This window comes from Henriciella sp., from assembly GCF_029937755.1.
Lineage (GTDB): Bacteria > Pseudomonadota > Alphaproteobacteria > Caulobacterales > Hyphomonadaceae > Henriciella.
The window spans coordinates 269,989-284,315 of the sequence record NZ_JAPYPG010000005.1 but is presented as its reverse complement, the minus strand read 5'-3'; the positions used below and the strand labels follow the sequence as shown (position 1 = coordinate 284,315).

Sequence of the window (14,327 nt, the reverse complement as noted above, 5' to 3'; positions counted from 1 at the left end):
AAAGAAAGGCGAACAGACTCTCCGAATGAACGGCCCGGATCACGGGGTTGGGTCAAAGGGGATCGCTGAATTGTGCTTTCCTGAGGGTCTCAGAGCACCCGAAGCCAGCGACCCCAAATGGGCAGTGAGTCTAGACGGGCAACATAGTTGTGCTCTTGATTGTTTTCAGAGCAAAGCTTGAGTTCAGTGATGACACGTGTGGAAGATTGGCTAGTTTTTCTTTGAGAAAGACCTCGTAATCTTCAATGCTCGTGGCCACGACTCGCAGCATATAGTCGCTAGCTCCACTCATGGAAAAGCATGCAAGGATTGCTGGGTGGTCGTGAATGGCACGCTCGAATTCATCGAGCTGCTTCGTGGCATTTTTTTCAAGTTTCACCTGGACAATAACGGTCACGGTCAAGCCGAGCGCATTTTGGTTCAGGAGGATCGCAGGCCCATCGATATAGCCGTCCTTTTCCATCCGTTTGAGGCGTTTCCAGCACGCTGAATGGGAGAGGCCGATTGCCTCCCCAAGCTCTGACATAGACATGCTGGGGTGGGACTGATGGGTTCTCAATAATTTCTTGTCAGTCGCGTCCATGTCCAAGATATTCCGTAATCCATCTTATGCATAAACTTGAATGAGTGATTTGGGAAACATCGTCAATCATAATAGCGCAAATCAAGCCAATTGAGAAACAACATTTCTCCCGATATCTGCATAATGCGGCCCATACGCTTTGCTTGAGTGAATGGAGGTGTCCTTTGACCAATGACCGCAGATCGGGACGCCTGAGGGTTCCGGAGCCATCGTCGCGTCCGGGCGATCCGGTGGAATTCGGGGATCTCGCTTTGTCGCCTGCGGGCGCCGTTGCGCGCCCCGACATCGACGCGCCTGAGCCTTGCCTGCGTGATCTCCCCTTCCTGCTCATCCGGACGCTCGACGATGCTGGTAATGTTGTCGGCGGGTGGCTGCCTGACCTGGCGGATGGAGACCTCATCCGCGCCTTGAAGGCAATGGTCCTGACGCGTGCGTTCGATGAGCGCATGTTCAAAATACAACGGCAAGGCAAGACGAGCTTCTATATGAAGAGCCGGGGCGAAGAAGCCTTGGGTGCAGTCCCGTCCCTCGCGCTTAGGCAGGGCGACATGTGCTTTCCGACCTATCGGCTGGTCAGCTGGCTGATGGCCCGGGATTATCCGCTCGAGGACCTGGTGAACCAGATCTTCAGCAACGCGCAGGATCCCTTGAAGGGCCGGCAGCTTCCCATCCTGTATTCGGCGAGGGATTATGGATTCTATTCCCTGTCCGGGAATGTCGGCAGCCGGTTCGGACACGCGGTGGGCTGGGCCATGGCGAAGGCCTATCGCGGAATCGATGATATCGCGATCGGGTATATCGGCGAGGGCACCACAGCTGAGGGCGATTTTCATGAGGCGCTGACGTTCGCCAGCGTCTATCGCGCACCCGTCGTGCTCTGCGTCACGAACAATCAATGGGCCATCTCGACATTTTCTGGCATTGCCGGCGCGCAGGAAACGACTTTTGCGGCCAAGGCGATCGCCTATGGCATCCCCGGCCTGCGCGTTGACGGCAACGACGTGCTGGCGGTCTGGGCCGCGACGCAATGGGCCGCAGCGCGCGCGCGGTCGGGACTCGGCGCAACATTGATCGAGTTTTTCACCTACCGCGCCGAGGGTCATTCCACCAGCGATGATCCAGGCAAATACCGACCATCAGATGAGGCGTCCAAATGGCCGCTGGGGGACCCTGTTGAGCGCCTTAAGCAGCATCTAATCGCCTTGGGCGAGTGGGATGACAGCCGCCATGCTGCGCTTGAAGAAAGCGTTGCCGAGGCGGTCCGTGCCGCAGTCAAGCAGGGAGAGGCGGTCGGTACGCTCGGCCAGTCCAAACCCAGCGTGAAGGAAATGTTCGAGGGAGTTTTCAAGGAGCCTGACTGGCGTGTCCTTGAGCAGCGCGGCGAAGTGGGGATCTGATCGAAATGGCTGTGATGAACATGATCCAGGCGCTCAACAGCGCGCTCGACACGATGCTGGCGCGCGATCCGGATGTTCTCATCTTTGGGGAAGATGTCGGCTATTTTGGCGGCGTCTTCCGGGTCACTGACAAGCTTCAGGAAAAGCATGGTCTGGACCGGTGCTTTGACGCGCCCATTGCCGAAGGTGGAATCGTGGCGACGGCGATTGGCATGGGCGCCGAAGGGCTGCGTCCGGTTGTCGAGATACAGTTCGCCGATTACATCCTCCCCGCCTATGACCAGCTCGTGTCCGAAGCGGCGCGCCTGCGCTACCGGTCGAATGGAGAGTTTACCGCGCCGATCACGGTCCGCTCGCCCTATGGCGGGGGCATATTCGGGGGCCAGACACATAGCCAGTCGCCCGAGGCGATCTTTGCGCACATTACCGGGCTCAAGACTGTCATTCCGTCGACGCCCTATGATGCGAAAGGCTTACTGATCGCTGCGATCGAATGCGACGACCCGGTCATCTTCCTGGAACCAAAGCGCATCTATAACGGGCCGTTTGACGGGCGCCACGGGCAGGCGCTTACCTCCTGGGCCCAGCATCCGGCTGCGCAGGTTCCCGAAGATCATTATTCTATTGCCCTGGGCAAGGCCGCGATCGTGCGCGAAGGCGCGGATGTAACGGTCCTGGCCTATGGCACCATGGTGCATGTTGCCCTTGCGGGGATTGCCGACGCGGGTGTCGATGCCGAACTTATCGATTTGAGATCGATCGTGCCGCTCGATGTAGACGCCATTGTAGCCTCTGTGAAAAAGACGGGCCGGTGCGTCATCGTTCATGAGGCCTCGCGCTTTGGCGGCTTCGGCGGGGAACTCTCCGCCCTTGTGACGGAGCGGTGCTTCTATCATCTGAAGGCGCCAACTCAGCGGGTGGCTGGCTGGGACACGCCCTACCCGCATGCCTTCGAGTGGGACTATTTCCCGGGACCTGACCGTGTTGCCAAAGCGCTCGCCCATGTGATGGAGGTATAGGTCTGTGCCTGAAGCTTATTACGTAAAATTGCCCGACGTCGGGGAAGGGGTCACCGAAGCGGAGATCGTCGCCTGGCACGTCGCCGTTGGCGATCAGGTTGAAGAGGAGCAGACGCTGCTCGACGTGATGACCGACAAGGCCACGGTCGAAATGCCCTCGCCGGTGGCCGGTAAAGTCATGGCGATCCATGGCGCGGTGGGTGATTTCGCCGCGGTAGGATCCGTCCTTGTCGAGATCGCCACAGAGGGTGCCGTTCAACATGCTGCCCGGCAGGAGGAGGCGGCGCCAATCTCAACGGCTAAGGATGCCGCTGAGCCGTCGGTTGAGAGTCCCGTCGTCCTGACCGGACCGGTCGCACCTACGAGGCAGGCGGTGAGCGCGCCTGCACCGGCCGTATCCATATCAGCCTTTGCGAGCCGGGGAGCGGGCGATGCGCCATTGGCCGCCCCGGCAACCCGCCGGCGCGCCTTCGAGCATGGTGTCCCCTTGCAGTTCGTGCCGGGAACCGGTCCGGGCGGGCGGATTATTCCGTCTGACCTTGATGCCTACATGGCGCATGGCGTAGGCGAGGCAGGCCCGGCACAAGGGCTGATGCCGCGCGAGGGTGTTCATGAGACCAAGATTGTTGGCTTGCGGCGCGTGATCGCCCAGCGGATGCAGGATGCCAAATCGCGTATTCCGCACTTTTCCTATATCGAGGAATTCGACGTCACCGCGCTTGAAGGTTTGCGCAAGGAACTCAACCAGGAACGCGCGAGTGACGATCAGCCCAAGCTGACCTTGCTGCCTTTCTTCATGCGCGCCCTTGTCCTGCTGCAACCGGAATTCCCGAACATCAATGCCCGCTATGATGATGAGGCGAATGTACTGCATGCGCATGACGGCGTGCATATCGGTATTGCCACCCAGACGCCGCAAGGCCTGATGGTGCCGGTCGTGCGTCATGCCGAGGCGCGCGACCTCTGGGCCTGTGCCCGCGAAATGGTCCGGGTCACGGCCGCTGCGCGCAGCGGCGCGGCCGCACGCGATGAGCTGACTGGTTCCACGATCACACTCACAAGTCTCGGCGCGCTAGGGGGCATTGCGGCAACGCCTGTGATCAACTCACCGGAAGTTGCCATCATCGGTCCCAACAAGATCGTCGAGCGCCCGATCGTACAGAACGGCCAGATCGTGATCCGGACCATGATGAACCTGTCGACCTCCTTCGATCATCGCATCGTCGACGGGCATGATGCCGCGCGGTTTGTCGGCCAACTGAAAATGCTGATCGAGCAACCTGCCCGTCTATTTGTGGAGATGCCGCGATGAGCGAAATACTTACCCCGAAAGTCCTGATCCTTGGCGGTGGCCCCGGCGGCTATGTGGCGGCGATCCGTTGCGGACAGCTCGGCCTTGATACCGTGTTGGTTGAAGCGGGCCGGCTCGGCGGGACATGCCTCATCCGGGGCTGTATCCCGTCCAAGGCCATCATCCATGTGGCAGGCCAGTATGAGGAAATGACGAAAGCGGCGTCAGCGCCTGTACACGGCGTCTCGCTGGCCTCTGCGCCCCGGATAGATCTTGCCGAGACGGTGCGCTGGAAAGACGGCATTGTCGACCGGCTCAATCAGGGGGTTGCAGGTCTACTCGCGCGCGCCAAGGTGAAGGTTATATCCGGTTGGGGCACATTCTCGGATGCCAAGACATGTGAGGTCAGGACCGAGGACGGCCTGGTTACGATCCGGCCCGAACATGTCATCCTTGCGACTGGCTCATCACCAATCAATCTGCCCGCTCTGGGGCCGGGCGACAAAGTGATCTCCTCGACAGAGGCGCTCTGCCTTTCGTCCGTCCCTGAGAGCCTTGTCATAGTCGGCGCGGGTTATATCGGCCTCGAACTCGGCGGCGCGTTTGCAAAGCTTGGGTCCAAAGTCACCGTGGTCGAGATGGCTGACCGGATCCTGCCGTCCTATGACGCCAAGCTTGTGGCGCCCGTTCAAAAAGCCATGGAGGCTTTGGGGGTGACATTTCTGTTCAATAGTGAAGCTGTTGAAGAGAACGCGAAAGGCCTGATGGTCAAACCGGATGGCGGACGAAAGAGGACGCTCCCAGCCGACAAGATTCTCGTCACGGTCGGACGCCGCCCCAATACGCAAGACTGGGGCCTGGAGAATATAGCAATCAAGACGAATGGCCGGTTTGTCGACATCGATGATCAGTGCGCGACCTCGAGCCGCAATGTCTGGGCCATCGGCGATCTTGTCGGCGAACCTATGCTCGAGCACAAGGCGGCGACTCAGGGCGAGATGGTGGCGGAGATCATTGCGGGCCGCAGGCGCCGGTTCGATTTTGGTGCCATCCCGGCCGTATGTTTCACCGATCCTGAAATTGTCACGGTAGGCGCCGGGCCCGAAGAACCGGACACAATTCACGGCGTCTTCCCCTTCTTCGCGAATGGACGTGCCCTGACCATGGCTGCCGGCGAGGAACAGGGGTTCGTGCGCGTGATCGCGAGCAAGGCATCTCATCGCATCCTGGGCGTCCAGGCTGTCGGGTCACATGTCTCCGAACTGTCGGTCGTCTTTACCCATGCCATCGAAATGGGAGCCGTTCTGGAAGATGTCGCCGGTATTATTCATGCGCATCCGACACTTGGTGAAGCATTCCACGAAGCCGCGTTGAAAGCCCTCGGACATGCCATCCATATCTGACACACAATCTGCTGTGCGCATCGACGCCATCCCGCTCGGAGCTTGGCGGGAGCATTCCGATGCTTAAGCGTTTGGGAGCTGGCAGAATACTCTGGGCGGATGGGCACAGCCTGTTCGATAACCGAGCGCTGTCTGATGCCTACAAGCTTGGAATAGACCGCAGCAATCATGTGTTCGAAGGTTTGCGGGCCTATGAAGGCAGTCTGTTTAAACCTGAAGCACATATCGCCCGCCTGCTTGCCAGCGCGCGAAGCCTGAGGCTCGCCTGCCTTTATTCGGCCCAGGATATTCAGGGCGCTTGTGAGGAAGTGGTTGCGATGCCGGGCATGCGCAATGCCTATTTGCTGCCTGTGGTCTGGAAAGGGACGTCGCCAGTTGTTTCCAATTGCGTGGATTTATCCGTGCGCCTGGCGATTACGGCCTGGAGCTGGCCTCAGTCTTTTATGGCAGAGCCGTCCCCGTCGGCCGCGCGACTGAGCCTCGCGTCCTGGCATACGTTGATGCCACGATCCGTGCGGGGAGACGTCAAGTGCTCAGACCTGCTGGATCATTATGCCATCCCCAGACTGGAAGCCCGCGCGAGTGGGTTCGATGACGCACTGCTGCTCGACCATCGGGGGCTCGTGACGCAGACGACCCGTGCAAATATTTTCTTTGTTTGTGCAGGGACCCTGCACACGCCCAAAGCCGAGAATTTCATCGATGGAATCACGCGCCAGACGCTTATCGACATCGCGCGGCGGGAAGGTATCGAAGTTTACGAACGCCATATCCTGCCTGGCACGTTGGGCTATGCCAGTGAAGTCTTCCTGACCGGGACTGCAATCGAAGTGGCGCCTGTGGAGGCTATTGGTGATTACAAGTTCCCCACAGTAAAGATGACGGCCCTGCTGCGCGACAGCTATAAGCGCCTGGTACAGGCCGGCGCGCCAGCGCAGCTGCAGCACACGTCCAAAAATCGGCCGCTCAGGCAGAAAGCCTGGCTGTGAGTGGGCTGGAACGAACAAGAGAGTACTCCCCGCTCCCTGCCTAGAGGCGTCAGCGCCTTTTCAGCCGCATAAATCTTGATATCTCACAAATCCGATGAGGGCGAAATATTATCCAAGTTCGCGAGGACGCACAACGCCAGGTTGTAATGCGGCATGTCGAACATGCGGCCATCGATATTCAGGACGCCGGGATTCGGCGCGGGAGCGAACACAGTGACGGCTATTGGCCATAAGCAATCACTTTCGCGCAGGGCGTGAATGCGAGATTGAGTGATTCGGTTGAGCAAGGTGGGGGGCATCAAGTCATAAATCCTTGGGTGACACCGTATACGGATATTCTGAAATAGCATCTGGTCCACGAATACTTGCGGAAACGTCTACCATGGTGAGAAGACATGCCGCGTATACGGAAACTAGATCCAGCCTTCGTGTTAATTGATACAACTTAAAATTGAACAAAGCGAACCCGCACGGCTCGAAACGCCGGCCAGTTGCGACTACGTACGAACCGCCGACTGTCAGGCCTGTTCAATTCAGCCTGTCATTGCAAATGCAAATGATGGCGATTCAGCAAGGGGTCCAATTGGGAGAATCTTGGGTGATGTCTAATCATCAAGTCCGATAGTCTGAAGGTAACCGGGTAGCAGACATCATTAGGCAGGTGCCCGTCTAAGCTGCGCAAAATGGCCGGCCACATGATCGCATCTCAATGATCATTATCTTTCACAATTTTTCTTGTGGACCTGAGCGGTTCGCACGAACCCGCAGTAAAATAGACGCATGTCCAACTGAAAAGACCTTCGAAAACAGAACAGTACAAAATTTTATTTAACTTTATGTGCCTGATGATTGACAGGTGTAAATCTTCTTGTAGTGTCGCCCTAAGTTCGCAAGACGCATTGACGCGTCGCAAAGATGAGCTCGTCAGGGAGGAAGTTATAATGATCAACAGGCATTGCTTTCGTGCGCGATGGAACAATTCTGCAGCAGCAAGTTGTTTGGCTTTGATGGCCATGAGCTCGGCCTATGCTGCTGCGCAAGGGAGCGCCCTGAATGAGGACTCCCAATCTGAACAGGCTTCTAACCCAGAGGCGTGGGACGCCGAGAACAAGCTGGGCGTCGTAATTGTAAATGCACGGCGTAAGTCTGAAAATATACAGGATATCCCGGTTTCTGTGACAGCCATAGGCGGGGAAGCATTGAACGATTTTGGTATCGACAATCCGCAGGATCTGGTGAAAATTGCACCTGGGCTCGTAACGGGTCCTGGCAGCACACGGGGCTTTAACCAGCTGGTTATCGGTATTCGCGGTCAGAGAAATGGCGACCCGGCAATCGCCTCGGACCAGTCAATTGGTGTCTACTTCGCAGAAGCGCCCCAAAATGCTCCCCAGGGGCTGAATCAAGCCTTTTTCGACCTCAACAATGTGCAGGTTCTTCGAGGGCCTCAGGGGACGCTTTTTGGCCGCAATGCAACAGGCGGAGCGGTTCTTATCGAACCGAACATGCCGGGTGAGGAGTTCGGAGGATATATCCGGGGTGCCAAGGGCAACTATGAGCATACGGAGCTGGAGGGTGGTATTAATGCTCCTCTGGGAGACTCCGCAGGGTTCCGTCTGTCAGGCATCTACTCGGAGCGCGACGGATATTTAACCAATGTTGCGACCGGGCAGGAAGTAAACGATATCAATCGCTACGCGCTGCGCGCGATCGGGCGGTGGGAAATTTCGTCCGATCTCGCGACCACGACGATTGGCACCTACTCGAAAAGTGACACGAATGGGGAGGGCGTGAAGCTGTTCCGTACCACGGCCAATGCTGTTCCCGGGCTGGATGAGGCGCTCGATTTCTCTCGCTCGCTGGGCGATTATGAGTTCGCTAGTGATCTTGGTACGGGCAACCCTCTCGGTGCCAATGCTGCTTTCAGCGAAGTCTACAGCATTCAGAATACTACCGCCTATGAAATTGGCGACATTACGATCAAAAATATTATTAGTTACCGCGATATCACGGACACAAGCATAAGTGATGCAGACGGCAGTCTGGTTGCGACACAAAACTCTATGGTTTCAGACAGTATTCAGGAATTCAGCGAGGAGTTTCAGCTGTCAGGGCTTACTGGCCGGTATGACTATGTGGCCGGATTATACTACTTTAAGTCCGAGGGAACCGAAGCTATAGAAGCCTATACTTTTGGTTCTCCGCGTCAGGTGATTAACGACATTGACGCGAACAATACCAGCTATTCTGCATATGCGCATCTGAATGTCGGCCTGGCTGAATTGCTGGATGGTCTTTCGGTGTCGCTTGGCGCGCGAATATCCCGAGATAAGCGGGAAATGATCTATAGAAGTCGGGTCCAGGCGGCTGTCGGCTCCAGCGATTACCTATGCAGTTTGGACGGCACTTCGATACCGCGAAACGACCGTTCTCTTTGTAATATACCCGTATCGGAAGAATTTACTGAGCCGACTTGGGAGCTGAGTGCCAACTGGCAGGCTACCTCGGACAATCTGTTGTATGCATCTTATCGAAGAGGTTACAGGACAGGTGGCTTTTCGTCGTCGGCTCGCGACATCCGGATAGCAGGTGTTGCCTATGAGCCTGAGTTCGTCGACACCTATGAAGTCGGTTCAAAGAATTCATTCGAATTCGCCGGCATGTATGGAAGCTTCAATCTAGCTGCCTACTATTCCGATTATCGTGATATTCAGCGCCGCAGCAATGCCATACGGGACGGTGTGCTGTTCAACTTCGTGACCAACGCGGCCAATGCGCACATTTCCGGCGGTGAAGTAGAATTAGTCCTACGGCCGACAGACGAGCTTACGTTCAATTTTGGCTATGCTCTAGTTAAGCCGGAATATGACGAATTTATTGAAGCGCTGCAATTTGATGGCGTGGAGTACTTGGTCGATATTTCTGACAGCCAGTTCAATGATGTCTCCGAGCACCAGCTGAACGCTGCGGTTATCTACGAGCTGCCGCTTACAAGATCACTTGGAGAGATGTCCCTACAGGCGAATGCTTCTTACCGATCTGAATATACGACGCAATTTGAGATCAATACATCGAACTGTTCAACCGGGGCCCCGCCTCCCAACGATTTTTACCGTAATTGCTACAATAGCGAGGGGGTTCTTGACGGGTACACTTTGGTAAACGCGCGCCTCAACTGGAAAAATGTCGCTTCGCGAGGATTCGATCTGGGCCTGTTCGTCAACAATGCGACCGACGAGCTGTACTATCCGAGCGCATTTACGGGACTTGCCGCGCTTGGAAGTTTTGCTGTGGGTATCGGTGCCCCGCGGACCTGGGGGATTGAGCTGACTGTTCCGTTCGGGGGGGAGGCATATTGAGTAAGGCTACCTCTGTGGTGGACCTGATCCCGTCAAGCCCCAATCTCCGAATGTGTGAAAGGAAATTTTATGCCCCGTCCTGACCGATTCTCGCATGCCGTCCTGTTTACGCCCAATCTAGCAAAAACGCTTGAGTGGTATAGAGCGGCATTTGATCTTGATGTCATCGCTGAAAACATGCGGGCAGCCATCGCGACCTATGATGAGGAGCATCATCGTTTCGCTTTTGTTGAGCGACCATTGCCGGCCGGAAAAGCTGCTCCTTCACCGCTGAAGCATCTCGCCTACGCTTATGATTCGCTTGAGAAACTGGTCGCCCAGTACCGGCACATGAAGGATTTGGGCAACACACCAGTTGAGTGCGTGAACCACGGACCCACCTTGTCTTTTTATTATGAAGATCCCGATGGTAACGGCATCGAGTTTTTTGTGGATCGTTTCGCAACATCAAGAGAAACTCAAGATTTTATACAGTCGGACGCGTTCCAGAAAAACCTGTTCGGCTATTTTGTCGATCCAGATGAGATCGGCAGACAGTTGGATGCCGGCGTGCCGGAGAGCGAGATCCTCCGTTATGATCAGAAGCGTGCTGATCAGTGGTTGGCCGAATTTATGACGTCTCAACAGTCATGACAGCTCTCCTTCTAGAATTGGAAACGTCAAATGGCTTGTAGTATCTGCGAGATGAAGCTGGCGGTTGGGTCGCGCCTGGTTTTCGACGGCGAAAACTGGATTGGTATGCCAGTCACAGGGCAGCCGGGCTGGGTCATGATGGCCGCTCGTCGGCACTTCAATTGGACGTGGGAAATGACGGATGATGAGGCGACCGCTTTCGGGCCTGCGGTGCGGCGAATGAGTAATGCCGTACGTGAGGTAACAGGCTGCGATCGCGTCTACGTGCTGGGACTTGGTGAAAACACGCTTCATTGTCATTTTCTGCTGATTCCCCGCGATCAAGTCCTGGGAGAAGAAGTGCGTGCGTCGATCCGGGATAGCGCTGGAAGAAGTAATGTCGGAGCAGAGGACGCTGAGCAAGCGGAAGCACATCTGCGAGAGGCCTGCATTTCATGAAAATAGCTCGTATCCATGCGGATGGAAAGACCGGTTGGGCGCGCATCGATGAGGATGCCCAAACGGCGGCTCTTCTGAATTGCGAATTGGAAGACATATTTGCGGCGATTAAGGGGAAGGGAGTCAGAACGCTCGCGCTGTCGGCACCGAAACCACTGGCTGGCGTCACCCTGCTCGCTCCTGTTAATCCCTGCGCCAAGATTGTGTGCGTCGGTCTAAACTACCGTTCCCACGTTGAAGCATTCGGTCGTGAGATGCCGGATAGCCCGGTCGCCTTCTTAAAGGCGCAATCGGCAGTGATTCCACATGATGCTGATCTGGTGATGCCTGTTCTGACTCAGAAGCTCGATTACGAAATCGAACTTGTCGCAGTCATGGGCGATGCGCCAAAGCCGGGCGCGTGCCCTGCCGACTCTATAATCGGTTATACGATCGGCAATGATGCGAGTGCTCGCGACCTACAGCATGGGCCCCGAGGCGTCGACCTTTATTCCAGTAAATCTCTCGATGGAACGTGCGGAATCGGCCCGTGGATTGTCACAGTCGATGAAATCGGCACGGCGCCGGATCTCGCAATGGAGCTTCGGGTTAATGGTCAAATTCGCCAATCGGATCGAACAGGTAGCATGGAGTGGAGTGTCTCGGAACTGCTCGCTTACGTCCAGGCGCGTTCCAGCCTCAAGCCGGGGGATCTTGTTTTCACCGGAACACCGGCCGGCGTGGCATTAGAGAGCGGCGTTTTCCTGCAGTCCGGCGACGTCGTGGAGTGCCAGATCGAGTCTATCGGGTGTCTTCGAAACCGTATCACAGCCCCGAAAGGAGGCGGCGAAGATGCATAAGATTTCTACAGATGTTTTGATTGTGGGGGCAGGGGCGAGTGGACTGGCTGCAACCATTTTCCTTTGTGATCTGGGTATCGACACCCTGACGATCGAGCGCCATCCGTCTACCTCGCATTTGCCGAAGGCCCACTACTTGAATCAGCGGACCATGGAGATTTTTCGCCACCACGATGCCGCTGAAGATATTTATTCGCACGCGGCACCGCGCGAAAACCTTGGACGTATTCGGTGGATGACATCGCTTGGTGGCGACGGTCCATTGGACCGGATCAAGATTGCCGCCCCACCGATTATGGGTGGAGGATCGCTCCGCGCAGTATACGATTCCAAGGGCGTCACGCCGCCCACAAATATCCCACAAATTCGATTGGAACCAGTCTTGCGGCATGTGGCCGAAACACGGCGGCCGGGATGCATTAAATTCAGGCATGCGCTTGTTGAGCTGGAACAGAATAGAGAGGCGGTTCTAGCTACAATCAAAGATCTTGAGAGCGATGAATTATTTCAGGTCGAGACGAAATACCTCATCTCTGCAGATGGCGGTAAGACAATCGGTCAGGCATTGGGTGTCGAGATGCTCGGCGAGCAAGGGCTTGGAGATTTCTTTACAATCTGGTTTCAGGCTGACCTGAGCAGGTACCTCGATGAAGATGATATCCCCATGCGGCGTATCTTCCACCCCGAAGAGCCGCATCGGATCGCATCCTTGTTGGCTTTTGGGCCAACCAAGTTTGACCGGCACAGTGAAGAATGGGCGTCCAGCTTCACACGAGGGCCTCGCATGCTTTCAAGCGACAGTTCGGTCGACGCCAGCGATGAGGAACTGATCCGTCAAGGATTGGATATCTTGAAGATCGATGTTCCGGTGAACGTTAAGGGAGTAAGTCGTTGGTCGCTCGAGACTGTGATCGCCGAACGATTTTCCCAAGGTAGAGTCTTCCTGATAGGCGATGCGGCTCACCGGCATCCGCCTGGCGCTGGACTAGGCGCGAATTCAGGGTTTCAGGACGCTCACAATCTATGTTGGAAGCTTGCGCTTGTGCTACGTGGAATGGCAGCCGCCGATCTGATGAAATCTTATGAAGCGGAGCGCCGCCCGGTCATCGAAGAAAATATCGCTTGGTCGATGAATGCCATGACCAATGCGTTCGTCATGCTTGCTGCTCTCGGTGTTGTTCCCGGTGAAGATGCCACCAAGACGTGTGAGCGCTTTGCGGCAATGATGAGCGATACCAAGATTGGGGCATCCCGGCGTGCTCAGCTTGAGGAGATTCTGGGGGTGCAACGCGTCGAATACGCGGCGCACGATATGGAGATGGGTTTCTGCTACAATCGCGGTGCGCTCGTTGATGATGGGTCCCCAACCGCTTGGCGCGATCCGATGGGGTCTGACTACCGGCCGTCAAGCCGGCCGGGATGCCGTCTTCCACATGCGTGGCTGGTTCAGGATGGCGAGGCTGTTTCAACCCATGACCTTATTCCGCTAGGAGGCTTTCTTCTAATAACGGGAGCAGAAGGAGGGAGCTGGTGTTATGCAGCAGATAGGCTCGCCGCTGAAACTGGTCTGACGATCCAATCGGTTCGCGTTGGCGAGGGTGGCGATGTTTCTGACCCATCCGGGGCATGGAGTGCTGTACGGGAAATTGAAGCAGATGGTGCGCTTCTCGTTCGCCCCGATGGGCATGTGGCGTTTCGTGCTCGAAACTGTCCAGCTGATCCGGTCGCTGCGCTTGGATCAGTATTGGAGATTGTTCTTGGAAAGGGGGTCCAATGCCCCGTCTGAGACAACTGGAAGACCACGAACTTGAACCCAGCAGCTCGGCCTTGTTTGAGGAATTGCGGGCGATGGGATCTGAGCCGCCAGCGCTTTACCGTATACTTGCTGTTTCGCCTCCGCTTCTGCGCGCTTGGACGGATCTGTCTTGGCCTTTGCGCAGTACACCACATGCCGATCGGGGTATGCGCGAGCTGCTTATCATGCGGACCGCGCAGCTATCGGGTTGCTCGTATGAATGGGCCCATCACTGGGGGCTTGCTCTGAAGAACGGGGTAGCTGCTGCCAAGCTTGAAGCTCTGGATCGCTGGTGCGACAGCGCACTTTTCTCGCCTGCCGAATGCGCTGCGCTGACCGTAAATGATGAGATCTGTAAAGGAGATGTCAAGGATAGCAGCTTTGCCGCTCTGGAAAAATACTTTTCCGAGGAGGCCATCGTACAGCTGATGATGACGACCTGCTTTTACATTTGCGTGGCCAAATTGGTTTCCGCCGCGGCCCTTCAACCAGAATGTGAGTATGAAGATGTCCCCTTCCTCGAAAAATATTCATGAACTTAAGCTTCCGGCTTCCGGGAAAGACCAACGACAGAAGAGCAG

12 protein-coding genes are annotated in these 14,327 nt (G+C 56.2%); 11 read left to right on the top strand and 1 reads right to left on the bottom strand.

Annotated features, from left to right (window positions below):
- Positions 1 to 130: 130 nt before the first annotated feature.
- The gene (locus Q1K29_RS13045) at positions 131 to 583 is read right to left on the bottom strand and encodes an Lrp/AsnC family transcriptional regulator (protein ID WP_300395494.1); all 453 of its coding nucleotides are present in this window, start codon (positions 581 to 583) and stop codon (positions 131 to 133) included.
- 164 nt (positions 584 to 747) lie between these two features.
- On the opposite strand from Q1K29_RS13045, the gene Q1K29_RS13040 reads away from it, so the two are divergent.
- The 11 genes from Q1K29_RS13040 (at position 748) to Q1K29_RS12990 (ending at position 14,282) form a co-directional block, all read left to right on the top strand.
- Positions 748 to 1,980, top strand: coding sequence for a thiamine pyrophosphate-dependent enzyme (locus tag Q1K29_RS13040; protein WP_300395493.1), 1,233 nt, complete (start codon positions 748 to 750; stop codon positions 1,978 to 1,980).
- 5 nt (positions 1,981 to 1,985) lie between these two features.
- Positions 1,986 to 2,999, top strand: coding sequence for an alpha-ketoacid dehydrogenase subunit beta (locus Q1K29_RS13035; RefSeq protein ID WP_300395492.1), 1,014 nt, complete (start codon positions 1,986 to 1,988; stop codon positions 2,997 to 2,999).
- Between the two features lie 4 nt (positions 3,000 to 3,003).
- Positions 3,004 to 4,311, top strand: a complete 1,308-nt coding sequence (locus Q1K29_RS13030) for a dihydrolipoamide acetyltransferase family protein (RefSeq protein ID WP_300395491.1) — start codon at positions 3,004 to 3,006, stop codon at positions 4,309 to 4,311.
- Positions 4,308 to 5,693, top strand: a complete 1,386-nt coding sequence (gene lpdA / locus Q1K29_RS13025; protein WP_300395490.1) for a dihydrolipoyl dehydrogenase — start codon at positions 4,308 to 4,310, stop codon at positions 5,691 to 5,693. Before Q1K29_RS13030 ends, lpdA begins: the two co-directional genes overlap by 4 nt.
- Positions 5,694 to 5,752: 59 nt before the next feature.
- Positions 5,753 to 6,682: an aminotransferase class IV gene (locus Q1K29_RS13020; RefSeq protein ID WP_300395489.1), complete on the top strand. Its 930-nt coding sequence runs from the start codon at positions 5,753 to 5,755 to the stop codon at positions 6,680 to 6,682.
- Between the two features lie 941 nt (positions 6,683 to 7,623).
- Positions 7,624 to 10,041 (top strand): TonB-dependent receptor, encoded by a 2,418-nt coding sequence (locus Q1K29_RS13015; protein WP_300395488.1) that lies wholly within the window; start codon positions 7,624 to 7,626, stop codon positions 10,039 to 10,041.
- Between the two features lie 69 nt (positions 10,042 to 10,110).
- Positions 10,111 to 10,674, top strand: a complete 564-nt coding sequence (locus Q1K29_RS13010) for a VOC family protein (RefSeq protein WP_300395487.1) — start codon at positions 10,111 to 10,113, stop codon at positions 10,672 to 10,674.
- A gap of 30 nt (positions 10,675 to 10,704) precedes the next feature.
- Entirely contained in the window at positions 10,705 to 11,112 is a 408-nt protein-coding gene (locus tag Q1K29_RS13005) for a hypothetical protein (RefSeq protein WP_300395486.1), read from the top strand.
- Positions 11,109 to 11,951, top strand: a complete 843-nt coding sequence (locus Q1K29_RS13000; protein WP_300395485.1) for a fumarylacetoacetate hydrolase family protein — start codon at positions 11,109 to 11,111, stop codon at positions 11,949 to 11,951. The genes Q1K29_RS13005 and Q1K29_RS13000 overlap by 4 nt, the downstream gene beginning before the upstream one ends.
- The gene (locus Q1K29_RS12995; RefSeq protein WP_300395483.1) at positions 11,944 to 13,737 is read left to right on the top strand and encodes an FAD-dependent monooxygenase; all 1,794 of its coding nucleotides are present in this window, start codon (positions 11,944 to 11,946) and stop codon (positions 13,735 to 13,737) included. Before Q1K29_RS13000 ends, Q1K29_RS12995 begins: the two co-directional genes overlap by 8 nt.
- Positions 13,725 to 14,282: a carboxymuconolactone decarboxylase family protein gene (locus Q1K29_RS12990; RefSeq protein ID WP_300395480.1), complete on the top strand. Its 558-nt coding sequence runs from the start codon at positions 13,725 to 13,727 to the stop codon at positions 14,280 to 14,282. The genes Q1K29_RS12995 and Q1K29_RS12990 overlap by 13 nt, the downstream gene beginning before the upstream one ends.
- Positions 14,283 to 14,327: the final 45 nt, after the last annotated feature.